The 25,788-nt window shown below is 63.3% G+C and carries 24 protein-coding genes; 11 read left to right on the top strand and 13 right to left on the bottom strand.

All coding sequences use genetic code 11. The features are described from left to right. Positions 1-177 precede the first annotated feature (177 nt). The gene (locus RTP54_RS03615; RefSeq protein ID WP_112816808.1) at positions 178-873 is read left to right on the top strand and encodes a L,D-transpeptidase; all 696 of its coding nucleotides are present in this window, start codon (positions 178-180) and stop codon (positions 871-873) included. Between the two features lie 51 nt (positions 874-924). Here RTP54_RS03615 and glcF read toward each other — a convergent pair whose 3' ends face one another. From glcF to RTP54_RS03595, 4 genes are all read right to left on the bottom strand, one after another. Beyond that, a complete protein-coding gene (glcF, locus tag RTP54_RS03610; RefSeq protein WP_312361045.1) occupies positions 925-2,220 on the bottom strand; it encodes a glycolate oxidase subunit GlcF in 1,296 nt (431 codons plus the stop codon). Between the two features lie 123 nt (positions 2,221-2,343). After that, complete coding sequence (locus tag RTP54_RS03605) at positions 2,344-2,724, bottom strand: DUF4870 family protein (RefSeq protein ID WP_112808793.1); 381 nt, start codon at positions 2,722-2,724, stop codon at positions 2,344-2,346. A gap of 27 nt (positions 2,725-2,751) precedes the next feature. After that, positions 2,752-3,963, bottom strand: coding sequence for a glycolate oxidase subunit GlcE (glcE, locus tag RTP54_RS03600; protein WP_312361042.1), 1,212 nt, complete (start codon positions 3,961-3,963; stop codon positions 2,752-2,754). Next, positions 3,960-5,399, bottom strand: a complete 1,440-nt coding sequence (locus RTP54_RS03595) for an FAD-linked oxidase C-terminal domain-containing protein (protein ID WP_312361038.1) — start codon at positions 5,397-5,399, stop codon at positions 3,960-3,962. The genes glcE and RTP54_RS03595 overlap by 4 nt, the downstream gene beginning before the upstream one ends. Before the next feature lie 106 nt (positions 5,400-5,505). Here RTP54_RS03595 and RTP54_RS03590 point away from each other — a divergent pair, with 106 nt between their 5' ends. Continuing rightward, the gene (locus tag RTP54_RS03590) at positions 5,506-6,402 is read left to right on the top strand and encodes a LysR family transcriptional regulator (RefSeq protein WP_112816812.1); all 897 of its coding nucleotides are present in this window, start codon (positions 5,506-5,508) and stop codon (positions 6,400-6,402) included. A 3-nt stretch (positions 6,403-6,405) separates the two neighbouring features. Here the strand turns inward: RTP54_RS03590 and RTP54_RS03585 are convergent, their stop codons facing one another. Next, the gene (locus tag RTP54_RS03585) at positions 6,406-7,680 is read right to left on the bottom strand and encodes a DUF3422 family protein (RefSeq protein ID WP_112816813.1); all 1,275 of its coding nucleotides are present in this window, start codon (positions 7,678-7,680) and stop codon (positions 6,406-6,408) included. A 170-nt stretch (positions 7,681-7,850) separates the two neighbouring features. On the opposite strand from RTP54_RS03585, the gene RTP54_RS03580 reads away from it, so the two are divergent. The 6 genes from RTP54_RS03580 to RTP54_RS03555 all read left to right on the top strand — a co-directional run bounded on the left by RTP54_RS03580 (position 7,851) and on the right by RTP54_RS03555 (position 14,267). Next, positions 7,851-8,639, top strand: coding sequence for a FadR/GntR family transcriptional regulator (locus tag RTP54_RS03580; RefSeq protein ID WP_312361031.1), 789 nt, complete (start codon positions 7,851-7,853; stop codon positions 8,637-8,639). A 205-nt stretch (positions 8,640-8,844) separates the two neighbouring features. Next, a complete protein-coding gene (locus RTP54_RS03575) occupies positions 8,845-9,351 on the top strand; it encodes an NUDIX hydrolase (RefSeq protein ID WP_112808806.1) in 507 nt (168 codons plus the stop codon). Between the two features lie 114 nt (positions 9,352-9,465). Next, positions 9,466-10,971 carry an inorganic phosphate transporter gene (locus tag RTP54_RS03570; RefSeq protein ID WP_312361028.1) on the top strand — a complete coding sequence of 502 codons (1,506 nt, stop codon included), beginning with the start codon at positions 9,466-9,468 and terminating at the stop codon, positions 10,969-10,971. 10 nt (positions 10,972-10,981) lie between these two features. Continuing rightward, positions 10,982-11,719 carry a 16S rRNA (uracil(1498)-N(3))-methyltransferase gene (locus tag RTP54_RS03565; protein ID WP_112808808.1) on the top strand — a complete coding sequence of 246 codons (738 nt, stop codon included), beginning with the start codon at positions 10,982-10,984 and terminating at the stop codon, positions 11,717-11,719. Between the two features lie 146 nt (positions 11,720-11,865). Further along, positions 11,866-13,239, top strand: a complete 1,374-nt coding sequence (locus RTP54_RS03560) for a glutamate--cysteine ligase (protein ID WP_312361023.1) — start codon at positions 11,866-11,868, stop codon at positions 13,237-13,239. 200 nt (positions 13,240-13,439) lie between these two features. After that, a complete protein-coding gene (locus RTP54_RS03555) occupies positions 13,440-14,267 on the top strand; it encodes a DUF937 domain-containing protein (RefSeq protein ID WP_112808810.1) in 828 nt (275 codons plus the stop codon). Between the two features lie 369 nt (positions 14,268-14,636). Here the strand turns inward: RTP54_RS03555 and RTP54_RS03550 are convergent, their stop codons facing one another. Beyond that, a complete protein-coding gene (locus RTP54_RS03550; RefSeq protein WP_112808811.1) occupies positions 14,637-14,933 on the bottom strand; it encodes a DUF1127 domain-containing protein in 297 nt (98 codons plus the stop codon). Between the two features lie 210 nt (positions 14,934-15,143). Here RTP54_RS03550 and RTP54_RS03545 point away from each other — a divergent pair, with 210 nt between their 5' ends. Continuing rightward, positions 15,144-16,094 carry a LysR substrate-binding domain-containing protein gene (locus tag RTP54_RS03545; RefSeq protein ID WP_112809434.1) on the top strand — a complete coding sequence of 317 codons (951 nt, stop codon included), beginning with the start codon at positions 15,144-15,146 and terminating at the stop codon, positions 16,092-16,094. Positions 16,095-16,208: 114 nt separating this feature from the next. Here RTP54_RS03545 and RTP54_RS03540 read toward each other — a convergent pair whose 3' ends face one another. The 5 genes from RTP54_RS03540 to RTP54_RS03520 all read right to left on the bottom strand — a co-directional run bounded on the left by RTP54_RS03540 (position 16,209) and on the right by RTP54_RS03520 (position 21,687). Then, entirely contained in the window at positions 16,209-17,084 is an 876-nt protein-coding gene (locus tag RTP54_RS03540; protein WP_312361016.1) for a dienelactone hydrolase family protein, read from the bottom strand. 141 nt (positions 17,085-17,225) lie between these two features. Then, the gene (gene adhP / locus RTP54_RS03535) at positions 17,226-18,254 is read right to left on the bottom strand and encodes an alcohol dehydrogenase AdhP (protein WP_077504248.1); all 1,029 of its coding nucleotides are present in this window, start codon (positions 18,252-18,254) and stop codon (positions 17,226-17,228) included. A gap of 238 nt (positions 18,255-18,492) precedes the next feature. After that, positions 18,493-18,909, bottom strand: coding sequence for an MAPEG family protein (locus RTP54_RS03530; protein ID WP_112816817.1), 417 nt, complete (start codon positions 18,907-18,909; stop codon positions 18,493-18,495). Positions 18,910-19,016: 107 nt separating this feature from the next. Then, entirely contained in the window at positions 19,017-20,519 is a 1,503-nt protein-coding gene (gene guaB, locus RTP54_RS03525; RefSeq protein WP_112808814.1) for an IMP dehydrogenase, read from the bottom strand. Between the two features lie 193 nt (positions 20,520-20,712). Beyond that, positions 20,713-21,687, bottom strand: a complete 975-nt coding sequence (locus tag RTP54_RS03520) for an MBL fold metallo-hydrolase (RefSeq protein ID WP_312363156.1) — start codon at positions 21,685-21,687, stop codon at positions 20,713-20,715. Between RTP54_RS03520 and RTP54_RS03515 the strand changes: the two genes are divergently transcribed. Both RTP54_RS03515 and RTP54_RS03510 read left to right on the top strand, forming a co-directional pair. Continuing rightward, positions 21,626-21,754: a hypothetical protein gene (locus RTP54_RS03515; RefSeq protein ID WP_312363265.1), complete on the top strand. Its 129-nt coding sequence runs from the start codon at positions 21,626-21,628 to the stop codon at positions 21,752-21,754. The two genes, RTP54_RS03520 and RTP54_RS03515, sit on opposite strands and share 62 nt — an antisense overlap. A 131-nt stretch (positions 21,755-21,885) precedes the next feature. Further along, positions 21,886-23,295: a DHA2 family efflux MFS transporter permease subunit gene (locus tag RTP54_RS03510; protein ID WP_312361009.1), complete on the top strand. Its 1,410-nt coding sequence runs from the start codon at positions 21,886-21,888 to the stop codon at positions 23,293-23,295. Between the two features lie 55 nt (positions 23,296-23,350). On the opposite strand, the gene RTP54_RS03505 is transcribed toward RTP54_RS03510, so the two are convergent. Both RTP54_RS03505 and RTP54_RS03500 read right to left on the bottom strand, forming a co-directional pair. Further along, on the bottom strand, positions 23,351-25,033 hold the full coding sequence (locus RTP54_RS03505; protein ID WP_409517112.1) for a peptidoglycan D,D-transpeptidase FtsI family protein: 1,683 nt from the start codon (positions 25,031-25,033) through the stop codon (positions 23,351-23,353). 370 nt (positions 25,034-25,403) lie between these two features. Further along, positions 25,404-25,787, bottom strand: a complete 384-nt coding sequence (locus RTP54_RS03500; RefSeq protein ID WP_312361003.1) for a VOC family protein — start codon at positions 25,785-25,787, stop codon at positions 25,404-25,406. Position 25,788 lies beyond the last annotated feature (1 nt).

Genomic DNA, 25,788 nt, shown 5'->3' with positions numbered 1-25,788 from the left:
AGAATATTTCCCTCTTTCCGCGCGTCTTGCTGTTGTCTGTTCGTGATCTTCAGGCAACAGGCGGGCCCTAAGATACAAGACCTGTGATCACGTTTGATCCATCGGATGTATCGCGGGGTTGAACTTCGGGCCGATTTGCATAGCCTTGATGTAACGAGGGCTGAGAGGGAATCATATATGAAACGTCATGCCAGCAGAATGGTCGCGATTGCCGTCGCGACCAGCACTATTCTTGTCGCCGCCACTGCGCAGGCCTTCACGCCCGCACCGACATCCGGCACCACGCCAAAAACCAGCGATGTCGTGCTTGTCGCGACGCAGAAGAAGCCGCCGAAACAATTCTGGCGCACCAAGGTCCGCTTCAGCACCGACGAAGCCCCCGGCACGATCATCGTCGATACCAACAACAAGTTTCTCTACTATATCGACGGCCCGAACCGCGCGACCCGCTATGGCATCGGCGTCGGCCGGGAAGGCTTTGGCTGGTCGGGTGTGGTGAAGGTGGGACGCAAGGCGGAATGGCCGACCTGGACACCGCCGAAGGAAATGCGCGTGCGCGAAGCGGCCAAGGGTCGTATCCTGCCCGTGACACAGGAAGGCGGCATCGACAACCCGCTCGGCGCGCGCGCCATGTATCTCTACAAGGGCGGCCGCGACACCATCTTCCGCATCCATGGCACCAACCAGCCCTGGACGATCGGCCAGAACATGTCTTCCGGTTGCATCCGCATGATGAACGACGACGTCGAACACCTCTATGATCGCGCCGATGTCGGCACCAAGGTCATCGTCATCGGCCCCGGCAGCAAGACCGGCGACACCTACTTCAACGATCGCGGCGTCGACATCTTCCGCCAGATCTTCGGCGGCTGATCCACGCGCCAGAAACATCAATGCCGGCGCATCGCGCCGGCATTTTTCGTTCTACAATCCGGCCGGCTTCGCGCCGCCATAGGCCCAGTCCAGCAGTTCGACCGTGTGGACGATCGGTATCGTCGTGCCGGTGGCGATCTGGGTGATGCAGCCGATGTTGCCGGTCGCGATCACGTCGGGCTTCGTGGCTACCAGGTTCTTGACCTTGCGGGTTTTCAGCTTCTCCGAGATCTCCGGCTGCAGGATGTTGTAGGTGCCCGCCGAGCCGCAACAGAGATGGCCTTCGGCCGGATCGCGCACCACGAACCCCGCCTGCTTCAGCAACTGCTTCGGCGCCATGGTAATCTTCTGGCCATGCTGCATCGAGCAGGCGGAATGATAGGTGACGGTCATGCCGCGCGGGTCCTGCGCCGGCAGGTCGAGCGTCGACAGATACTCGGTCACGTCCTTCGCCATGGCCGAGACCCGTGCGGCCTTGTCCGCATAGGCGGGATCGAGGCGCAGCATATGGCCGTAATCCTTGATCGTCGTGCCGCAGCCGGATGCGGTAATGATGATGGCATCGAGACCACCCTCGTCCAAGACCTTCAGCCAGGCATCGACGTTGCGCCGCGCAGCGGCGAGCGCCTGGTTTTCCCGCCCCATGTGATGCACAAGCGCGCCACAACAGCCCTCGCCTGGAGAGACGACCACCTCGATGCCGAGGCGGGTCAGGAGCCGGATCGTCGCCTCGTTGATCCCCGGCTTCAGCACCGGCTGGGCGCAGCCGTTCAGAAGTGCGACGCGACCGACGCGCTTGCCGCTCGCGGCATGCGTGCCCGGCATCGCGTTTGCCGAAGGCTCCGGCACCGTCTTTGGCGCCAGATCGAGCATCACGCCGAAGGTCTTGAGGGCAGAAACGCGCTTGAGCACCTTGGCGAAGGGCCGCCCGAGAGAAGCCGCCTTCAGGGCAAGACGGAAGCGTGAGGGATAGGGCAAGACCTGCGCCAGCACCGTGCGCACCAGCCTGTCCTTCAATGGCCTTTTGTAGGTCTTCTCGATATGAACGCGGGCATGGTCGACCAGATGCATATAGTCGACGCCGGACGGACAGGTCGTGGTGCAGGCAAGACAGGACAGGCAGCGATCGATATGGGTCACCGTTTCGGTGTCGGCGGCCCGGCCGTTCTCCAGCATGTCCTTGATGAGGTAGATGCGGCCGCGTGGGCTGTCGAGCTCGTCGCCGAGCGTCACATAGGTGGGACAGGTGGCGGTGCAAAAACCGCAATGCACGCATTTCCGCAGGATGGCCTCGGATTCGGCCACGTGCGGATCGGCAAGCTGCGCGGGCGTAAAATTGGTCTGCAAACGCTTACTCCAGTATCGGGGCCCTGCCCCTCTGCGCGTCGCGATCCCCGGAGATCGCTTGCGGCTTCAAGCTCTTGTATTCGCGTGGCGTTCTAGCAAAACGGCTTCGGCTCTGTGGGGCGCTCAGACCATCCAGCTTTGCGGGTTGCTGATCGGCTCCTCCAGGGCGGCCCGCTGCAAGCCGACGACACAGCGCACGACGATCCACACGGCGGTGGCGATGAACCCAAGGAAACCGATCAGCACCACCATCAAGAAGGCCGAGATGATGCTGAACAGGACGGCAATCCAGAACGTGCGGATCGCCCAGGTATAATGCGTCTGGACCCAGGGCGCACCCTTGCCGCGGTTGAGATAGGCGAGCACAACGCCGATAATTGCGGTGATCCCGACCGCGAAAGCGACGAGATAGAGCACATAGATGACCTGGACGTTGATCTTGCCCGGCTCGAGCCAGCGATCGGTCTCCCTGCGGCGCGGAGACTGCGAACCATTGTCATTCATCGGCACCCCCCTCGTTCGTCAGATTGCTTAGGAAACGGCCTGCATCCGGCCGGGATTGAAGATACGCTGTGGATCGAATTTCGCCCGCACCCGCTCGCTCAGGAGTGCCACCGGCTGAGGCTGAGGCTCGAATGACGGAATGGCGGCCCGCAAGCCGTCATTTGCCCGAACCAAGGTGGCATGGCCACCGCCAAGCGCCTTGATGTAACGACGCAACAGCGGCGCCTCTGGATCTGCCTCCATGCGCAACCACACAAGCCCGCCCTGCCAGTCATAGAAGGCATCGACCCCCGTCTGCAGCCGCAGGGCCGCAACGAGCTGGTGACCGGCCGATGGCGCGACCGAGACACGCCAGAGCGGCCGCTCGGTGCCGTCGGCATAGGGTTTGACGTCACGGATCTCCGACCAGAGTGTGGCCGTCGGTTCCGCGTCGAGCCGGGTGACCGCGCCAAATCTGTCGAGCGCCTTGACCAGTTTTTCAGCGCGGATCGAGACCGACGCCGGCAAGCCCTCGAGCCGAAGGACGGTTGCCGCACCATCCGGCAAACTGCCGCCGATGAACCGGCCGCGCACGCTTTCGGCCAGATGTGCCGCACCCGAGACCTCGACCGTCTGCGCCATGGCTTCCGCCATCACGGCGGCAGCCTCCGCATCGTTCAAGCCTGATATGACGACGGTTTCTGCGGTGGGCGGCGTCGGCAGCACGCGGAACGTCACTTCGGTCAGGATGCCGAGCGTGCCGTGCGAGCCGGCGAGCAGCTTGACGAGATCGAGGCCGGTGACGTTCTTCATCACGCGGCCGCCGGCCTTGATCGCATCGCCACTGCCATTGACGAAGCGGATGCCGAGCAGACTGTCGCGGGCGGCACCGGCGATCAGGCGTCGCGGACCCGAGACGTTGGCTGCAAACACGCCGCCGATCGTCGGCTCGCCGCTCGTCGCAAAGATCGGGCGATGATCCATCGGCTCGAAGGACAGCATCTGGCGGTTTTCGGCCAGTGCGGCCTCGATTTCGCAAAGCGGCGTGCCGGCAAGCGCGCTGACCGTCATTTCCGCCGGATTGTAGCTAACGATGCCGGAGAGGCGACGGGTCGACAGCACCCGGTCGGCGCGCACGGGATTGCCGAGACCGGAGCGCGTGCCGCCGCCGATCACGGCAAGCGACGCCCTGTCCGCGGCCATAGCGCGAACGACCGTCGCAATCCCCTCTTCGCTGGCGGGTTCGAAATGCACGATCATGCGGCTGGGCGTCCTTCGAGCGGAAAGACCTTGGACGGGTTCAGGATCCATAACGGATCGAAGGCGGCGCGCGCCGCCATCTGCTGATCGAGATCGGTCTGGGTGAACTGGTGCAGCATGAGGTCCCGCTTCTCGATGCCGACGCCGTGTTCGCCGGTGAGGCAGCCGCCGGCATCGACGCAGAGCTTGAGGATGTCGTTGCCCGCACTTTCGGCGCGTGCTGCATCTTCGGGGTCGTTGATATTGTAGAGGATCAGCGGGTGCATGTTGCCGTCGCCGGCATGGAAGACATTGGCTACGCGCAGGCCATAGGACGCGACGATCTCCCCGCTGCGGCGCAGGACGTGCGACAGCTGGCTGAGCGGCACCGTGCCGTCCATGCAGATATAGTCGGCGATCCGCCCGGTGGCGCCGAAGGCGGATTTTCGCCCCTTCCAGATCAGCGCCGCTTCAAGCGCCGACTGGCATTCCTTGATGGTGGTCACGCCATGGCGACGGGCAACGTCGATGATGCCCGCCAGCATCGCGTCCATTTCCGCCTCCGAGCCCTCCACCTCGACGATCAACAGGGCTTCGACATCGAGCGGATAGCCGGCATGGGCGAAGGCCTCGCAGATCTCGATCGCCGGCTTGTCCATGAATTCCATGGCGACCGGAATGATGCCCGAGCCGATGATATCGGCGACGCAGGCGCCGGCGGCTTCCGACGAGGCAAAACCGAACAGAACCGGACGCGCGCCTTCCGCTTTGGCGATCAGCCGCACGGTTGCTTCCGTCACGATGCCGAGTTGACCTTCCGAGCCGCAGACGAGCCCGAGCAGGTCATATCCTGCCGCATCGAGCGCCTTGCCGCCGAGGTCGATGATCGTGCCGTCGAACAGCACCATCTTCACACCGAGCAGATTGTTGGTGGTGACACCGTATTTCAGGCAATGGGCACCGCCGGAGTTCATGCCGATATTGCCGCCGATGGTGCAGGCGAGCTGCGAACTCGGATCGGGGGCATAGAAGAAGCCGTCGGCGGAAACGGCTTCGGAAATGTTGAGATTGGTCACGCCGGCCTGGACGGTCGCGGTGCGGTTGAAAAAGTCGACATCGAGGATGCGCGACATCTTCGACAGCCCGATCACGACGGCGTCTTCCTGCGGGATGGCGCCGCCGGAAAGTGACGTGCCCGCGCCGCGCGGCACGACGGGAATGTCATAGCGGCTGCAATATTTGAGCACGGCTGCGACCTGTTCGGTCGTCTCGGGCAAGGCGACCAGCAGCGGCATGCGACGATAGGCGATGAAGGCATCGGTCTCGAACGGCTTCAAGCCGCGCTCGTCGCTGATGAGGCAGCCGGACGGCAAGAGGTCAGCCAGGTCCGCGGCGATGTCGCGCCGGCGGGCCATGACGGCGGGCCGTGGCTGCAGAAAGCCGATCGTTTCCGCCATCAAATCCTCCGCCCTGAAGTCAATTGGTTCATTTTCTTTACCACTAGGACTGCGCCCCCGCAAATGCTATTGAGCTTTTCCATTTCGGAAACAATGGCAACGATTGATGACGAATTTAGGCGATCTTGAGATTTTTGCACGGGTCGTTTCCACAGGCAGCATGTCGGCTGCCGGCCGGGCGCTCGGCTTCTCGCCAGCCGTCATCTCCAAGCGGATCAAGCGACTGGAAGACCGGCTGGGCACGCGACTCCTGCAGCGCACCACCCGGCAGATCTCCCTGACCGAGGCGGGCCAGGGTTTCTACGACCGCGTGCTCGGTATCCTGACGGGCATAGAAGAGGCGGAAGCCTACGCGTCCGGGCGCTCGTCGCAGGCACAGGGCGTGCTTCGCATTTCGGCGCCGACGTCCTTTGGCCGCATGCATATCGCCCCGCATCTGACCGGCTTCATGAAGGACCACCTGGACCTCAAGCTCCATATCGTGCTGACCGACGATTTCACCGATATCGTCGCCGACGGTTTCGACATGGCAGTGCGCATCGGAGAGCTTACCGATTCCAGCCTGGTGGCGCGCAAGCTCGCGCCGGTGCGCCGGCTGCTGTGCGCCTCGCCCGACTATATCGCGCGCAATGGCGCACCGAACGAGATCGGCGACCTCGCGCGACATTTCTGCCTGCCTGCCCACAACAACGACAATTGGAAGCTCGAAGGGCCGGAGGGATCACTCGTCTGGCAACCCGAGGGACCGCTCGTCACCAATTCGTCGGAAATCGTGCGGGCGGCGGTGATTGCCGGCGCCGGCATTGCGCTGCGCTCCACCTGGGATATCGGCCCGGAGCTGCGCAGCGGCCAGCTGGTGCAGGTTCTGCCGCAATGGGAAGGGTCGAAGAACCTGACGCTTTCGGCGGTCTACCCGAGCCGCCAGTTCCTGCCAGCCAAGGTGCGCCTGTTCATCGACTATCTCGCCACCCTCTACGGGCCCGTGCCCTACTGGGAGCAATAACCGCTATTTGTGCTCGCCGTCGCCATGATGGTGGCGGATGCGCCGCACCGTCAGCCACACGCCGGCCACCGCAAGCGGAACCGCAAGCCCGGTCAACAGGCCAGGGTCGATCGGCAGTTCGTGGCTGACCGCCTTGGCGAGATAGCCGAACAGGCCGACGACATAGTAGGAGATCGCGGCGACCGACAGGCCTTCCACCGTTTGCTGCAGCCGCAGCTGCAGCTTCGCGCGCCGGTCCATCGAGTTCAAAAGCGCGCTGTTTTGCCGTTCCAGTTCGACGTCGACCCATGAGCGCAAAAGTGCCGTAGCACGGGCGAGCTTGCGCGACAGGTTCGCCTGCCGCTCTTCGACCGACTGGCAGGTGCGCATCGCCGGCGCCAACCGGCGCTCGAGAAAGGTGCCGATGGTCTCGTATCCGGGAACGGCCGTTTCGGCGAGCGTGCGGATGCGCTCCTGGACGATGCCGTAATAGGCGCGGCTGGCCCCGAAGCGATAGAGGCTGAGGGCGGCTCCTGCCTCCAGATCGGCGGCAAGCCGGGTGATCTCCGCCAACATGTCGTCCGCCTCTTCGCGCACGTTTTCCTTCATGCGCTGGGTGATCGCCGTCAGGCCGTCCTCTGTGCGGCGGATTTCCGGCGACAGCGATTGCGCCAGCGGCAGGCCGATCATTGCAAGCGTGCGATAGGTCTCGATATCGAGCAGGCGCTGGACCAGCGCGCCGGTGCCGGCCTCGGTCATGCCGCGGTCGATCACCAGGATCTGCGTCAGGCCGTCGCCGTTCTGGCGAAAATCGGTGAGGAGGATCGCCTGACCGTTTTTCGTCTCGCTGTAACAGAGGCTGGTCGGATCGAAAGCCTTGATGGCTTCTCGGGTTTCCGGCTCATCCGGACGGATCTCGAGGCGAATGCCCGAAATGAGTGTTCCCGGCGGCGAGAAGCCGTCACCGAACGGATGGATCGCCACGTCGTCGCCGAACCGTTCCGGCGCCGGCCCGTCCCAGAAATAAGTGGAAAACTCCGTGTGCCGCTCCCAGCGCAGCGTACCCTGCCCCCAGGCCATGGCGTGGTGGTTGGCGTCGCGTCCGGGCGGCGCGATGCCGCGCGAGCGGGACAGTTCCGACAGAACCGCGTGATCGACGATCGAGCCACCCTCGGTCATGAAGGCGAGCTGAAAAATCACGCGCGGCGTCGCCACCAGGGCGTAGGGTCGCGAATGGACCTCGCCCAGTGCCTGCGCCCGCATCGGCGCGACCGGAAATGCAAAACTTCCCTTAGCCATGAAGCGCTTTGTCCCCCTCACGCGTTCATCATCACTTTCTTATCAACCGGGTGAGCAAAAGCAAAAGGACGCATTGCCGCAGTTTGACTTTTGTCAGGACCCGGAAGTGGACAAGGAAATTGACCAGTTGGCCGGTGATGCCTAGATTGCCGCGCATGGGAGACCCAAGCGTGACCGAAGACCAGATCGACCTCTATGCCCGCATCAGCCACAGCCGCACGGCGGACGAGGTCGTCCAGCAGATCGAGCTTCTCATCCTCGAGGGCATCCTGCGCGACGGCGACCGGCTGCCCGGGGAGCGGGAATTGTCGAAGCGCTTCGACGTCTCGCGGCCGATCCTGCGCGAGGCTCTGAAGGAACTGGAGACGCGCGGTCTGGTCGAAAGCCGCCACGGCGGCGGCACCTTCATTGCCGGCGTCGTCGGCGAAGTCTTCTCCAGGCCGCTGATCGAGCTCATTGGCCGCCATCACAAGGCGACGCAGGATTATCTTGAATATCGCCGCGAACTCGAGGGCCTGACCGCGGAACTGGCGGCCAGCCGCGCCACCGATTTCGACCGCGATATCCTCACGCGCATCATCGAGCGCATGCGGACCGCCCATCGCGACGGCGATTTCAACGACGAGCTTGCCTCAGACGTCGAGCTGCATCAGGCAATCGGCGAAAGCGCCCATAACATCATCCTTATGCACACGCTGCGCGCCTGCTACCGGCTGTTGACGCAAGGGATCTTCTTTCACCGCAATTCGGTCTTCGACGCGCCAGGCGCCCGAGACCGGCTGCTCGCCCAGCATGAGGCGATCTACGACGCGATCATAGCCGGCGATCCCAAGGCGGCGAAGGCGGCCGCCCAAAACCATATCGATTTCGTCGCCGCCTCCACCCGCGAGGCGGAGCGTACCGGCGAGTGGGCGCGCATCGCGAGGCTGCGGCTGCGGCAACGGGACCAGACGGGCTGACACCCAGCCCGACGTCCCCTCGCCGCCCTGCTGGCAAAGCCGGCGCGAAGGCACCATATTCTGTCGCATAGGGACCACAGTTTGCAACGATGCTGGCCGCATATCCGGCAGTTGGCGCGGCGCGACATTTACACGCGACGCGACGCTGGCATACTGGCCGGTAAACCTGCTGAACACTGATTCGCTTAGAGGAGAGCAAACGACCTTGAACTTCCTGAACCGGCTCGCATCCGATGTGCAGCTTATGCTGCGTCGACCGGCGCGCATGCAGTATGCGGCGCTCTGTTACCGGGTTCGCAAGAAGTCCAAGGCGCTCGAGATCCTGCTGATCACCAGCCGCGATACCGGCCGCTGGGTCATCCCCAAGGGATGGCCGATGCAAGGCAAGCGCGCCCACGAAGTGGCGGAGCGCGAGGCCTATGAAGAGGCCGGCGTCAAAGGTCGGGTGCAGAAGGCTCCGGCAGGGTTCTATCTCTACAAGAAGCGCATGGACCATGGGCTCAAGATTTCAGTCAAGGTCCAGGTACATGCGCTCGAGGTCGACGACCTCTGCAAGCATTTCCCCGAAGAGGGCGTGCGCAAGCTGGAATGGGTCGGCTACGAGGAAGCCGCCAGCCGTGTCGCGGAACCGACACTGAAGGAGCTTATCCTCGCCTTCGGCCGCCGCGTGGCGATCCCGCCCTCCCCGGCACCCAAGGCCGCCAACGGCTAACCGGCAGGGGCGATAAATTTCGCCGACCGTTGCACAGGCTTGCAGACATCATCAATTCCGCTTGAAAGCGTTTCGCGGTGGCAGTAGTGGCCATGGTGAAAAGGGAGATCACCATTGGCAAAGACGCGCATGCGCCTTGAAAAGCAGACGCTCGACAAGGACCTCGACAAGTTCAGCCTTGCCGAGGAGGCGTCGCAGCAGGTGATGCGCGGACTGGCCGCACCCGGCCTTGCTCTGCTCTTCCTGCTGCTCAGCATGGCCTTTGCCGCAAGCTTCGTGACCAATTCGGCAACCGCGCCGATCATCATCGCCGCCGCCGCGATCGCCGGCTACATGGCGATGAACATCGGCGCCAACGACGTCACCAACAACGTCGGAGCGGCCGTCGGCGCCAAGGCGATGTCCATGGTGACGGCACTGACGATCGCCGCGATCTTCGAAGTCGCCGGCGCCATGCTTGCGGGCCGCCAGGTGACCCTGACCGTCGAGGCCGGCATCATTTACGGCGAGAATATTCTTGGCCCCGAAACGATCGTCTGGGTGATGATGGCAGCGCTTGCCTCCTCCGCCGTGTGGATCAACATCGCCACCTATTCCGGCGCACCGGTCTCGACGACGCATTCCATCATCGGTGGCATCGTCGGCGCAGGGATCGCCGCCGCCGGCGTTTCCAGCGTGCAATGGTGGCCGCTTGCCGGGATTACCGCCAGCTGGTCGATTTCGCCTATTCTCGGCGGCGTCATGGCAGCGGGGTTCCTGGCGTTCCTCAAGGAATTCATCATCTATCGCGAGGACAAGATTGCCGCGGCCCGTCGCTGGATGCCGGTCTTGCTGGCCGTGACGGCCGGCAGCTTCACCGCTTACCTCGCCGTGATCGCGCTTGTCCAAGTGGCCGCGATCTCGCTGCCGTCGGGCCTCGGCCTTGGCCTTGTCGGCGGCACCGCCACCTATTTCCTCAGCAAGCCGTGGATCCGTCGCCAGTCCGAGGGGCTCGACAACCGCAATCAATCACTGCGCAAGCTCTTTCGCGCGCCGCTGATCCTGTCAGCGGCCCTCTTGTCCTTCGCGCATGGCGCCAACGACGTCTCCAACGCTATCGGGCCGCTGGCTGCAATCGTTTCCGCGCTCGACGGGGTCATCACCACGGGCAATACACCGACGCCATTTTGGGAACTGGCCATCGGCGCACTCGGCATCTCGATCGGCCTCTTGCTTTATGGTCCGCGCCTGATACGCGTCGTCGGCCAGGAAATCACCCGCCTCAACCCCATGCGCGCCTTCTGCGTCGCGCTCGCGACCGCCGTGACCGTGCTGCTCGCGTCTGCCATGGGACTGCCGATCAGCTCGACCCACACGGCAGTCGGCGCGGTTTTCGGCGTCGGCTTCTTCCGCGAATGGTATACCCGCCACTCCAAGCGTCGTCTCGAATACGTCCGCAAGAAAACCGGACAAGCGGACTTCATGGAAAACAGCGAGACCAATTTCGCCGAAGTCCGCCGCCGCCGTCTCGTCCGTCGCTCGCATTTTCTGACGATCATCGCCGCCTGGGTCATCACCGTTCCGGCCTCTGCGGCACTTTCGGCGATCGTCTATTTCGTTCTTTCCGCCATTTTCATGTGAAGGTCTTTCCATGCGCGCCAATTTCCGCATGCAGCGTCTTTTCGTTGAACATCCGCTTGTGGCCGGCTCCGGACAGGAAGCAAGCAAGGAGCAGTTCAACTATCTGATCAACGTCCTGCGCTACGAAGAAGGCGCGTCCATCCTCGTCTTCAACGGCCGCGACGGCGAATGGCGCGCCGAGCTTTCGCTCGCCTCCAAGAAGCGGCTGATCCTGACGGCCGTCGAGCAGACCCGGCCGCAGCCGGCACCGTGCGATCTCGTCTATCTCTTCGCGCCGCTCAAGGTCGGCCGCCTCGACTATCTCGTGCAGAAGGCCGTGGAGATGGGCGCCGGCCTGTTGCAGCCGGTGATGACGCAGCACGTCCAGGGCAAGATCGGCAATCTCGACCGGGTGCGCGCCAACGTCATCGAGGCAGCCGAACAGTGCGGCGTGCTCGGCATTCCCAATGTGGAAGAACCGCGCCGGCTCGAGGACCTGCTGGCGACCTGGCCCGCCGATCGCCGCATCATCTTCTGCGACGAAGGCAGCGACAGCCAGAACCCGCTGCCGATCCTCAAAGGCATCACGGAAAAGAAGCTGGCATTGCTGATCGGGCCCGAGGGTGGCTTTTCCGACAGCGAGCGGACCGTGTTGCGCAGTCTCGATTTCGTCACCGCCATTCCGCTCGGCCCTCGCATTCTGAGAGCCGATACCGCAGCGGTTGCAGCCATGGCCCTGATACAGGCAACGGTCGGTGATTGGCACTAACCGGTCGCCTGCGGGCAAGCGCGGCGCATACTTTTTTTGAATAGATCTTGAAAGAAATTGACTTGCACCGCACCTGATTACGGTTCAAGCAGCCACCATCCACTTCCGCTTTTCGGCGGAAACCGCTCAAGCAAAAGAAGACGCCCATGGCCCGAGATACCACCGACCAGACGCCGGTAACCTCTGTTGCTGACCTGACCGCCTATCTCGCGGAGGGCTCGAAGCCGGAGGGACGGTTTCGGATCGGAACGGAGCATGAGAAGTTTGCCTTCTTTAAGGCGGACAACAGCCCTGTCCCCTATTTCGGCGACGCCAGCATCCAGGCGCTTCTGAACGGCATGGCCGCAAAGAGCGGCTGGGAACCGATCATAGACGCAGGCAACATCATCGGCCTTGCAGAGCACTCCGGCAACGGCGCGATCTCGCTGGAGCCGGGCGGCCAGTTCGAGCTTTCCGGAGCGCCGCTCGAAAACCTGCACCAGACCTGCAAGGAATCGAACCAGCATCTGGCGGTCCTGCGCGAAGTGGCCGAGCCGCTCGGCATCCGCTTCCTCGGCATCGGCGGCAGCCCGAAATGGACGTTCGACGAAACCCCGCGCATGCCGAAATCGCGTTACGACATCATGAGCCGCTACATGCCCAAGGTCGGCACCAAGGGCCTCGACATGATGTACCGCACCTGCACGATCCAGGTGAACCTCGACTTTTCCTCGGAAGAGGACATGCGTCGCAAGATGCAGGTATCGTTGAAGCTGCAGCCGCTGGCGACTGCGCTGTTTGCAAGCTCGCCCTTTACCGACGGCAAGCCGAACGGACTTCTGTCCTGGCGCGGCGACATCTGGCGCGACACCGACAACCAGCGTTCCGGCCTTTTGCCCTCCGCCTTCAGGCCGGACTTCGGCTTTGCCGACTATGTCGAATGGGCACTCGACGTACCGATGTATTTCGTCGTTCGCGATGGCCGCTATCACGACTGCACCCACGTGACCTTCCGCCAGTTCATGGGCGGAGCGCTCAAGGGTGAGATTGCCGACTGGCAGCCGAACATGGGCGACTGGACCAACCACCTCTCGACGCTTTTCCCGGATGTGCGCCTCAAGCGCTTCCTGGAAATGCGCGGCGCCGATGGCGGCCCGTGGCGGCGGATCTGCGCGCTGCCGGCCTTCTGGGTAGGCCTGCTCTATGACGGCGAGGCGTTGGCCGCCGCTGAAGCGCTGACGCGCGACTGGACCTTCGAGGAGGTCGGCACGCTGCGCGACGCGGTTCCCGCGCAGGCGCTCAATGCGACGTTCCGCGCCGGCAGCCTCTACGATATCGCCCGCGAGGCAGTTTCGATCTCGCGCGGCGGCCTGAAGCGCCGCAACCGTCTGAACGGTGACGGCATCGACGAAAGCCAGTTCCTGGCTCCGCTCGACGAGGTGCTGGCCAAGAAGTCGACTCTCGCCGAGGATCTGCTGTCGCTCTACAACGGCCGCTGGAACGGTTCGGTCGATCCGGTCTTTGCCGAATACCAGTACTGAACCGGCAAGCCTCAAGTTACAGCCCCTCGCGCATCAGGCATGACGCACGAGGGGTTGCTACAACAGTTTAAATTTGCTGCATAATTCCTGTCCCTGGATCAAACGCGATTTAGGGAACCATGCCGTAAAAAGCGGTTTCCAGCCTCCGATTTCCCGTTATAGTGCAACGACATACGTCGTTTTGCCGAAGGGAACCGGGGATGGCACCGCTTTTTGACATGTTCACGCAGGCGCAGAACGGACAGGCCTCGGAATTGATGGCCCGACAATTCGGGCTTGCCCAGGAGCAGATGGCCAAGGCCACCGCCGCTCTGCTGCCGGCCTTTTCCGCCGCCTTCAAGCGCAACACGACAAACCCCTACGATTTCGGCGCGCTGCTGACGGCGATGTCGAGCGGCAATTACGCCAAATACTTCGAGGACGTCACCCAGGCGTTCACGCCACAGGGCATGGCCGACGGCAACGGCATTCTCGGCCAGCTCTTCGGCTCCAAGGAAATGTCGCGGGCGATCGCCGCCCAGGCGGCCCAGGTCACCGGCATCAGCCAGGAGATCTACAAGCAGATGCTTCCGGCCATGGCCGACACGCTGATGGGTGGCCTGTTCAAGCAGGCGACCGGCCAGTTTGCCGGCGCCAACAGCGCCTTCGCAAACAATCCCATGGCCACGATGATGCAGCAATGGATGGAGGCGACGGGGTTTGCCAAGAAGCCTGAGCCGCAGGCCAACCCCTTCGACAATCCCTTTACCCAGGCGATGCAAGGCTTCTTTGGCGGCGCCAAGGCCGAAGAGAAGGCCAAGGCTCCCGATTTCTTTGCCGACAATCCCTTCCTGAAGGCATTTCAGGACATGATGCAGCCAGGTGCTGGCGCAACGACCAAGTCGGCCCAGGACAACCCTGCCGCCGCTCAGTTCTCCCAGATGATGAACAGCATGTTCGACAGCGGGCTGGAGATGCAGAAGGAATACCAGAAGAACATCGAGGCGCTGTTCGACAGCTACAAGGCCGGCACTGGCAGCAAGGCCTGATCAGGAGACCCGGTCATCAGGGTCTGAAACGACGTTGCCCCCTACGCCGATTGCCTGCTGGCAAGAAAAAGGCCCGGTACATGTCTTGGTTCATGTACCGGGCCAAGCGGCAGGGTCTATTGGCTCTACCCTGCGGGGAACGTTTGGGCGCGCAACAGGCGTCAGCACCGAAACTTTCGAAACTCGGAGCATGATCCGCGTTGGCGGCAGCTTGCGCGGATCATGCTCGACAGGCGCATCTCAAGCGGCGGGATGCACCATGGGGCATCAGAGCGTTTCTGTTTTCAAGCGGAGCTACAGAACGCCCTGACAGTCTTGTTTTGCGCAATTGCCGCCGGACAACCGCAACGCAATTCTCCGGCCAATGCGCTAGTCGTGGCGGATCCCCTTGTAGAAGAGGTTCACGCGGTTTCGCGATGCGCGCGTCAGATAGCTGCCGGGATTGTCGAAGAACGGCGAGGTGATGGCCTCGCGCACATCTTCGCGCCTCAGCCCCATGTCGAGCAGATGGCGGTCGTCCAGCTCATTCAGACGCGCGATTTCGCATCGGTTTCTAAACAGGCGCCACGCAGCCGTCATCACGCCGATAACGCCAGCGGCGCGGGTCGCAGTGAACTGCTTTCCTGCAACGAGGTCGAGATCGAGGACGTGGTCGGTCGTGCGCATGACGGTACTCCTTTTTTCAGGCACGAAGAGACCCGTCCCCCGCGCGAGGTCATGCGCAGGGGTGGGCCAGGGAACTTGGGGTGAGCCGCGCCAGAAGAGCGGCCGGGGATCGATGAAATTTGCCCCTGATAGATCGCAAATCCTTATTGATCAGTCCAACGAATGTTTTTAATGATATTCATCAAACAATTTTATGGGTGTATCACGGCCATGTCCGCACCACTTGATATCGATCAGCTGCAAACCTTTGTCGCGATCGCCGACACGGGCAGCTTCACCAAGGCCGCCGACCGGGTTTTCAAGACGCAATCGGCCGTATCGATGCAGATGCGGCGGCTGGAAGAACGCATCGGCAAGCCACTGTTCATGAAAGACGGGCGCGGCAACCGCCTGACCGTCGAGGGCGACCGGCTGCTCAACTTCGCCCGCCGGATGATCCGGCTCAACAACGAGGCGATGGCCTCCTTCGACGACAACCGGCTCGAGGGAACGCTGCGCATCGGCACGCCTGATGACTACGCCGACCGCTACATGCCCGAGATCATCGTGCGCTTCGCCAAGACGCATCCGAACGTCGAGCTCTACATCATATGCGAGCCATCGGTGGACCTGGCGGAGAAGATGGCCAAGGGCGATCTCGACATCGCGCTGGTCACGCACAATCCGCGCGCGCGCGCCTCGGACGTGGTGCGCACCGAGCCGCTCTGTTGGGTCAGTTCGATCAACCATCCGCTGCCGGAAAACGCACCGATCCCCCTGGCCGTGGGACGGCGCGACTGCCAGTGGCGGCAGGCGGCCTGCGCGGCGCTCGACGCGACCGGCAAGGAATACCAGATCCTGTTTACCAGTTGGTCCTCGACCGTCGTCGCAGCGGCCGTGCTGGCCGGCATGGCGGTTTCGGTCCTGCCGGAATCCGCCCTTCGCCCCGGCATGAAGGTGCTGACGCTGGCAGACGGTTTTCCGGCGCTGGCGCCGGTGCAGATCGGCATCATGAAGCGGCCGGGCCTCTCGCCGTCGCTGTCGAACGCGATCACCAACCACATCACTGCCTGCCTCGACAACATTACGCCGATCACGGTCAACGACGACATCGAGGGCGATATCAAGGGTTTCCCGCGCTATCCGCGCCTGCGGCAGAGCCACATGCTTCCGGGCTGGTAAGCCCCTCGGCACGCACAAGGACGGCCGCGCATCCGAGGGGACGCGCGGCTTTTCTTTTTTTGCGATGCCGGGGACGGAGGCAGAAGCCGGCTCGCCCCTACCCGTCCGCGCCGCTCAGGCGAGCTTTGCCTTCAGGAACGCCACGGTACGGCTCCAGGCAAGGTCCGCCGCAGCCTTGTCGTAACGGGCGGCTGACGTATCGTTGTTGAAGGCGTGGTTGACGCCGTCATAGACGTAAATCGTCGCATCCTTGCCATTGTCGGTCAGCGCCTTGCGATAGGCGTCGATGCCGGCGTTGATGCGCTCGTCGAGGCCGGCATAGTGCAGAAGCAGGGCTGCCTTGATCTTCGGCACGTCTTCAGCCTTGGCCTGCGCACCGTAATAGGCGACCCCTGCCTTGAGATCGGGCGAATTGACCGCCAGCCTGTTGACCAGCCCGCCACCCCAGCAAAAGCCGATGGCACCGACCTTGCCGGTCGACTGCGCGTGTTCTTCCAGAAAGGCAACCGTTGCCACGGCATCCGCGTTGGTTTCAGCTGCATCGAGAGCACCGATCATCTCGCGCGCCTTGTCCTCGTCGGCGGGCGTCCCACCCGATGGCGACAGGAAATCAGGCGCGAGCGCGATGAAGCCCTCCAGCGCCATGCGACGGGCGACATCGCGAATATGCGGGTTGAGGCCGCGGTTCTCATGGATGACGATGACGGCGGGCAGCTTCCCCGTCATGTTGGCCGGACGCACCAGATAGCCCTTCATGTCGCCATCGGCGCCGGGATAGGAAACGTCCTCGCCGACGATGCGATTGTCGCTGTCGGCGACCATCTCGGCCTTGGCGCTGCTGGCGGCAAGCAGCGGCACGATGGTTGCGGCGGCGGCCGCCGAACCGGCAAGCCCCGTCAGCGTTTCCATGAAGCGGCGGCGGTCCAGGCTGAGATGCGTGTACTCGTCGTAAGCGTCGATCATTGCCTGCGTGATGACAGGTTTGTTCATGACGGCCTCCTTCGGCGTTTCTCCTCTGCGGCAGTCCAACGGAAAACCGCCCGCGACAGAATAGGTCAGCGGACGGCTCCGGATATACAAACTTGCGTTACCGCAGACGCCAGGCATGGATCACGCCCGGCGTAATCAGGATCAGCTGTTAAGATCGAGCACGATGCGGCCGTCGATCTTGCCTTCCTCCATGCGCTGGAAGATGGCGTTGATGTTTTCGATCTTGTCCCAGGTGAAGTGGGAGGCGACCTTGCCCTCGCCGGCGAACTCCAGGGATTCCTCGAGATCCTGCCGGGTTCCGACGATCGAACCGCGAATGGTGATGCGCTTGAGGACCGTGTCGAAGATCGGCACGCACATCTGACCCGGCGGCAGGCCGACCAGCGCCATCGTTCCCTTGGAGCGCAGCATGTTGAAGGCCTGCTCCATAGCCTTGGGGGCAACCGCAGTCACAAGCGCGCCATGCACGCCGCCGGTAGCCTTCTGCACCTGTTCGACTGCGTCCTTGTCGCGCGCATCGACGACGAGGTCGGCGCCGAGCTTTCGCGCCAGCGCCAGCTTGTCGGGAAAGATGTCGACGGCGGCGACATGCATGCCCATGGCCTTGGCATATTGGACCGCCATATGGCCAAGGCCGCCGATGCCCGAGATCAGCGCCCATTCGCCGGGACGCACCTCGGTTTCCTTCAGGCCCTTGTAGACCGTGACCCCGGCGCAAAGGATGGGAGCTGCAGGGCCGAATTCGAGCTTGTCCGGCAGACGGCCGACGTAATCCGGATCGGCCAGGCCATATTCGGCAAAGGTGCCGTTGACCGAATAGCCGGTGTTCTGCTGGCTGCCGCACAGCGTTTCCCAGCCGGTGCGGCACGGCGTGCAGCCGCCGCAGGCGGTGTGCAGCCATGGCACGCCGACGCGGTCGCCCTCTTTCAGCCGCTTGACGCCGGCGCCGAGCTTGGCGACATAGCCGACGCCCTCGTGGCCCGGAATGAACGGCGGATTGGGCTTGACCGGCCAGTCGCCATTCACCGCGTGCAGGTCGGTGTGGCAGACGCCGGTCGCCTGAAACTTGATCAGCACCTGGCCGGGGCCCGGCTCCGGTATCGGCATTTCCTCGATCACGAGCGGCTTGCGGAATTCGCGCACCACGGCGGCCTTCATCGTTGCGGTCATCTCGATCTCCGATGCTGTCTGTGCGACGTCGATGGGCGCGAAGGCGCCAACGACGGTGTTACGCTAACAACAGCCAGACTATCCGCAAAGTAGTGACGGGTCTTTGATGCGCGTCAAGGCGCGAAGATCGGCCCCGAAAGTGTCGCGGATCTGCGCCAGTCGTGCCGGAGCGACACGGGTGCGGCCGTACAGTCGCGAGCGACGGGGCCGACGGGCAGGCGCAGGACCTGGCGAGGCGTCAGCTATTGGCCATCCAGAGTGCCAGCCAGATCCACATGCCGCCGAGGGCAGCGACCCCTGCCATGAAAAGCGGCCGGCGGTAGCGGATGCGGTTGCTGGTGACGTGGACGAACGCGTGCAGATAGCGCGAGGCAACGAACAACCAGGCGAGCAACAGCGAGACGATGTTGTCGGCCTCGGTGATGTAGAGCAGCACGCAGCAGATGTGGAACAGCACCGGCAATTCGAACTGGTTGGCGATGCTGTTGCGAACGACCAGGCTTTCCGTCGGCTCGTCGCGGTTTTCGCGAAACTGCGAGACCTGCACCTTGCCAGCGCGCACAAGGCCGACGCGACGGAAGGACAGCAGGGCGTAGAGAACGAATACGAGCAGCACATGCGCCACCAGCGGCCAGAAGATCTCGAAGCCAGTCATCGCTCTTACCCCACTCGAAACAATCAACTCAGGAAAGACAGCGGCGCCGGGCGGCGCGCCCTATCAGGACGAAACAGGGGCGCCCGACGGCGCCCCTGATACGATGCTCAGTGCGAACCCGGATAGTTCGGGCTCTCGCGCGTGATCGTGACATCGTGCGCGTGGCTTTCGCGCAGGCCTGCGCCGGAGATACGCACGAAGGTGGCGCGCTCCTGGTAGTCCTTGATCGTCGCACCGCCGACATAGCCCATCGACGCCTTCAGGCCGCCGGCAAGCTGATGCAGTACGCCCGAGACGGGGCCCTTGTAGGGAACCTGGCCCTCGATGCCTTCCGGAACGAGCTTCAGCGTGTCGCGCACTTCAGCCTGGAAGTAGCGGTCGGCCGAGCCGCGCGCCATCGCGCCGACCGAGCCCATGCCGCGATAGGCCTTGAACGAGCGGCCCTGGTAGAGGAACACTTCGCCCGGGCTTTCGTCGGTGCCGGCCAGCAGCGAACCGACCATGACGGCGGATGCGCCGGCGGCGATCGCCTTGGCAAGGTCGCCGGAGAACTTGATGCCACCATCGGCGATAACCGGGATACCGGATGCCTGAGCAGCCTCGACGGCCGCCATGATCGCGGCGAGCTGCGGCACGCCGACGCCGGCGACGATGCGCGTGGTGCAGATCGAGCCCGGACCGATACCGACCTTGACCGCGTCGGCGCCGGCGTCGATCAACGCCCTGGTGCCGTCAGCGGTAGCGACGTTGCCCGCCATGATGCGCACCGAATTCGACAGCGTCTTGACGCGGGTGACCGCATCGAGAACGCGCTGCGAATGGCCGTGCGCGGTATCGACGACGATGAGGTCGACGCCGGCATCGATCAGACGCTCGGCACGCTCGAAGCCGTCATCGCCGACGGAGATGGCGGCGGCGGCGCGAAGGCGACCCTGCGCATCCTTGGAGGCGTTGGGGTTCAGCTGCGACTTCTCGATGTCCTTGACGGTGATGAGACCGACGCAACGGCCGTCGCCGTCGACGACGAGCAGCTTTTCGATGCGGTGCATGTGCAGGAGGCGCTTGGCTTCCTGCTGGTCGACGCTTTCCTTGACGGTGATGAGGTTTTCACGCGTCATCAGCTCGTAGATCTTCTGGTTCGGGTCAGACGCGAAGCGCACGTCGCGGTTGGTGAGAATGCCGACGAGGCGACCCTGCTTCTGGCCGCCATTGCCGCCGTTCTCGACGACCGGGATGCCGGAAATGCCGTGCATCTTCATCAGGCCGAGCGCGTCGGCGAGCGTGCCGTCGGGGCCGATGGTCACCGGGTTGACGACCATGCCGCTTTCGAACTTCTTGACCTGGCGGACCTCTTCGGCCTGCTCGATCGGCGTCAGGTTGCGGTGGATGACGCCGATGCCGCCGGCCTGCGCCATGGCGATCGCCAGGCGGCCTTCGGTCACGGTATCCATGGCCGAGGAGAGGATCGGGAGATTGAGGTCGATATCCTGCGCGATGCGGGTCGCGATGTTCGTCTGTCCCGGCATGACTTCGGAATGCCCGGGCTGGAGCAGAACGTCGTCGAAGGTCAGAGCCTCCAGACCGGTTGCCGTTTCGATGATACGCGCCATGGCCAATTCCCTTCAATAACGAAAATCCCCGGGAAACGGGCTGCGATTTGCCCACCGGGTGACTTCAAAGCTTGTCTTGGAAGTTGGCGAGGGCTCGTAACACGGATATGTCAGGATGCAAATAGCAAAGCCCGGGAAATATCCCGGGCTCCACCTGTTGTTGTTGCGGAGCAACATTCCAGCTGTCGAAAACTCAGATATCGAGCTGGTAGCTGGCCGGCACGAAGCGGTAACCCAGATCCCTCTTCTCCACGAAACCGACGGCGGGAAACGGCATGTGGTAGCCGACAAAGGGCAGCCGCTCGCTTGCGATCATGTCGAAGATCTTGCGGCGTGAGGCGGCCGCGGCGGCCTTGTCCATGTCGAAGCGCACCTCCCAGTCCGGCCGCTGCAGCGACAGCACGTAGTGATTGGCGGTATCGGCCGTCAGCATCATTGCCTTACCATCAGATTGAAGGCGAAATACCATGTGGCCGGGCGAATGGCCGAAGGCGGCGACCGCCGAAATGCCCGGTGCAACCTCAGCGCCGTCGCCGATGAAGGTGGCCTTTTCGGCAAGCGGCACCACCTTTTCCAGAACGCCCTTGTGGCCGTTCTCCGCCGGCGTACCGACCCGGGCCGGATCTTTCCAGAAAGCGTACTCCGTCTCGCCGATGACATAGCGGGCATTGGCGAAGGTCGGCTTGCCGCCTTCCACCAAACCGCCGATATGATCACCATGCATATGGGTGAGCACGACTGTCGACACGCCCTCCGGCGTGTAGCCGGCGGCGCGAAGACCATCGAGGAGGCGGCCAGATCCGGCCTCGCGACCACCCTCGCCAAGGCCGGTGTCGAACAGGATCACCTCGCTACCGGTATCGACAAGCACCGGCGAGTAGCTGTTGACGAGCGCATCGGCCGGCAGGAAATTCTGCGCCAGCAACTCGGCCACCGCCTGCTCCGGCTGGTCGGTGCCATAGGTCTCGTGCGGCTTGGCCGAAACGCGCGTGCCGTCGCAGATGACAACGACCTTGAATGCGCCGAGTTTCAGCGCCCGGATTGGCGGTAGTGCTTGACGCATGCTCTGACTGTCCGTTTTTTCCTGGGCCATCGCAAACCCGGTCATGATTGAAGGTGCCGCCAATACACCCATTGTTCCCGCAGTCATCAAGGTGCGGCGCTTCATCGACATGTCGTTCGTCATCATTTTCTCCCGAATTCGCAGCTTCGTTCCATCACCCGGCCAGAACTAGCGTCTTGACAGCAATGGACAGGCGGGATCACAGGCTTTTGATCTGCAATCGTCGGTTTGGTCCCGACAAAGCCATCGGAAGCGCTAGCTTGGAACCCAGGCTGACGCCGCCCACCTCCAAGGCACAATCGCATGAACCGTATCGTCCCGATGATCCTTGCCGTCGCGCTCTTCATGGAGCAGATGGATTCCACCGTCATTTCCACGTCGCTGCCGGCCATTGCCCGCGACATCGGCGTCGGGCCGATTACGCTCAAGCTGGCGCTCACCGCCTACATGGTGTCGCTGGCGATCTTCATTCCCTTGAGCGGCTGGATGGCCGATCGTTTCGGCGCCAAGAAGATCTTTCGCGCGGCGATCCTCGTCTTTATCGCCGGCTCGATCCTGTGCGCCATCTCCAACAGCCTGCTCGCCTTCGTGCTGTCGCGCTTCCTGCAGGGCATGGGCGGCGCGATGATGACGCCTGTCGCCCGCCTGGTGCTGGTGCGCAGCGCGCCACGCAGCGAGCTCGTGTCGGCCATGGCGCTCCTGACCATTCCGGCGCTGGTCGGACCGCTTGCAGGGCCGCCGCTCGGCGGCTTTATCACCACCTATTTCTCCTGGCACTGGATCTTCCTGATCAACGTGCCGGTCGGCATCGCCGGCTATATCCTGTCGGGCATCTACCTGCCGGCGATGGAGCCGCGCAATCCGCCGCCGGTCGACATCGTCGGCTTCCTGCTTGGCGGCATTGCCGCATCCGGCGTCGTCTTCGGCCTGTCGGTCATCAGCCTTCCGGCGCTGCCGCCGATCATCGGCATCGGCTCGGTGATAACAGGCGTGATCGCCACGCTGCTCTACATCGCCCACGCCAGGCGCCATCCGCACCCGATCCTCGACCTCAAGCTGTTCAAGGACAACGCGTTTCGCGCGGCACAGATCGGCGGCACGGTGTTTCGCATTTCCGTCGGCGCCGTGCCCTTCCTGATGCCGCTGATGCTGCAGGTCGGCTTCGGCCTCAACCCGTTCCAGTCCGGCATGATCACCTTCATCGGCGCGGTCGGCGCCATCACCACCAAGTTCTACGCTCGCCGCGTGCTGGTGCTTGCAGGTTTCCGCACGACGCTGATCATCGCCGCCATCCTTGCCGCGATCACCACGTTTGCCAACGGCTTCTTCACGCCGGCAACGCCCTATCTCGTCATGATCACCATTCTGCTGATCGCCGGATTTGCGCGCTCGTTCTTCTTCACCAGCGTCAATGCGCTGTCCTTTGCCGATATCGACGATGCCGATGCCAGCAAGGCGACATCGATGAGCGCTGTGTTGCAACAGATCAGCCTGGCGCTCGGGGTTGCCGTTGCCGGTGCGATCCTCGAAGTCGAGACGTCGATCAGCGGCGAGCCGCTGCAGCTCGATAACTTCCACACCGCCTTCATGATCATCGCGGTTGCCAACCTTCTGGCAGCGATCCCCTTCCTGACGATGGCGAAGAATGCCGGCGCATCCGTTTCCGGACACAGGCTGCCCACGCGCGAAATCGAGACGACGGCTGGCAAGTAGCCGCTGGATGGACGACGCCCGCCCCTGACCGTCTCTCGGCGGTCAGGAAGCCTTCTCAGAAGTCCGCGACGACATGTTCGGCGCCCACGTCACCGAAGCGGGGCTCGACGCCGAGCAGAGGTGCCGCGCGACCGATGATGGCCTTGACGATCGGGGCCGCATTGGCGGCGGCCGTGCGACCACCGTTCTCGCCGGTTCTCGGCGCATCGATGATCGACAGCACGATGTATTTGGGCTTGTCCATCGGAAACGCCCCCAGGAAGGAATTGAAATTGATGTCCTTGGCATAGCGGCCGTTGATGACCTTGTCGGCGGTTCCGGTCTTGCCGCCGACGTGGAAGCCCTCGACCTGCGCGCGACGACCCGAGCCCTTGACCCCGTTCCAATTGTAGAGGAAGCGCATGTCGGCGCTTGTCGTTTCCCTGATCACGCGCTCGGAAACCAGCTTGGTATCTTCGTGCGAGCGGGGCAGAAACGTCGGCGGAACAAGGTGACCGCCATTCATCAGAGCTGCTGCCGCAACCGCGGTCTGCAACGGCGTCGTCGCAATGCCATGGCCGAATGAAATCGTCACCGAGTTGATTTTCTTCCACGTGCGCGGCTGTGTCGGCGTCGCCACGCCGGGCATCTCGGTCGTCATTTTTGACAAGAGGCCCAGCTTCGTCAGGAATTGCTGGTGGCTTTCGATGCCGACCATGTCGGCGACGGCGGCGGTGCCGATGTTCGACGAGAACTGGAACACCTCCGGGATCGACAGCGGGCGGTTCTTGCCCTTGAAATCCTTGATGGTGAAGCCGCCCATGCGGATCGGGCGCGAGGCATCGACGACGGAGTTGAGGTTGACCTTGCCCGCATCCAGCCCCATCGCCAGGGTGAAGCTCTTGAATGTCGAGCCCATCTCGAACGTGGCGTTGCTCATCCGGTTGAACCAGCCCTTCTCGTACTCCTTGTCGACGCTGCCGTCGGACAACAGCCGGGAGGGCTCGTTCGGATCGTAGTCAGGCACCGACGCCATGGCGAGGACCTCTCCGGTCTCGGCATCCAGAATGATCGCCCCCGCGGCCTCCGCCTCATAGGCGGTCACCGCATTGGCAATCACGTCGCGCACGATGTTCTGTACCCTGAGGTCGATCGACAGCCGCACCGGCTCGAGAGACGCGTTGGTGGTCAGGCCGGCGGCACGCAGATCGGCGAGCCCCTGCTGGTCGAGATATCGCTCCATGCCCGCCAGGCCCTGATTGTCGACGTTCACATGCCCGAGGATGTGGGCGGCCGTGGCACCGCCCGGATAGAAGCGGCGCTTTTCCGGCCTGAAGCCGATCCCGGGAATGCCGAGCGCCAGGATATCCGCCTGCTGGCGCGGGGTCAGTTGCCGCTTCAGCCACTGGAAGGCGGAACCGGATTTGAGCTTCCTGTGGGTGTCGCGCCAGTCGAGGTTGGGGATGACGGTCGCAAGTCTTTCAACGACTTCGTCGGCGTCGACGATCCTTCGCGGCTCGGCGTAGAGCGACATCGTGTTGAGGTCCGTCGCCAGCAGGTGGCCGTTGCGGTCGACGATATCGGGCCGGGAGGCGACGACGTGGGCGGCGCCGATCGATGCCGTATCTTCCGGCGACGCCAGACCGTACTGGACGAGGCGCCCGCCGACCACCAGGAAGAGGACTGAGAACCCTGCAATCAGGATACCAAGCCGCTGCCTTGCCTGGTTGCGGCGGCGTGCACCGGTGCCCTTGATCATTCCAGGTTTGCCGCCACCATTCCTCTCCACGGAAAAATGAGCGCGGCTCCTGAGCCGCACGGCAAGAGAAATCATCGTCATACGGGCATTCCACATGCAGGCCAGCCGAGCGCAAATTCATCCATCCGCCAGTGGGAGACCGGCAGCGCGCACACGGCGGGAAATAAAATCTTAGATAGTCCTAATGGACATGATGGCCCAATCAGAGTTGCACTGAATTTGTTAACGCGGTCTTAACCACGTCGCCCCGGCTTTTGGGGGGCGTGCCATCCGGCCGCCTCGCGATGGCGGTCAAGCATACGGTTTTCCGGCCACCGACGCACGGTGAAGACTTTGAAATAAAAGCGAAAAATAACGTCGTCTCCGGACGTTACGCGGGGCGCTCGCAGACTGCCGACAGCTTGTTGCCGTCAAGATCGCGCACCCAGGCGCCATAGAAATGGGCATGGAACGGGCGCAGGCCCGGCGCGCCTTCGTCGGTGCCGCCATGGGCAAGGGCAGCCGCATGAAAGGCATCGACGGCCGCCCGCGTTTCGGCGACAAAGGCAATCGTCGCGCCGTTGCCGAAAGTTGCCGGCTTGCGATTGTAGGGTGTCACCACCCAGAACCGGCACCTGATATCGCCATCCGCGCCATAGCCGATTTCCGTCTCGTCCTGCCGCTGCCGGCGGTATCCGAGCGTCGCCAGCACCGGGTCGTAAAACGCAGCCGCGCCCGCGAGATCGTTGGTGCCGACCGTGACGTAGAGCAGCATG

This window comes from Ensifer sp., assembly GCF_031989085.1.
Classification (GTDB): Bacteria; Pseudomonadota; Alphaproteobacteria; order Rhizobiales; family Rhizobiaceae; genus Ensifer.
Note: the sequence above shows the minus strand (reverse complement) of the source record. Positions and strands in the feature narration are given on the sequence as shown.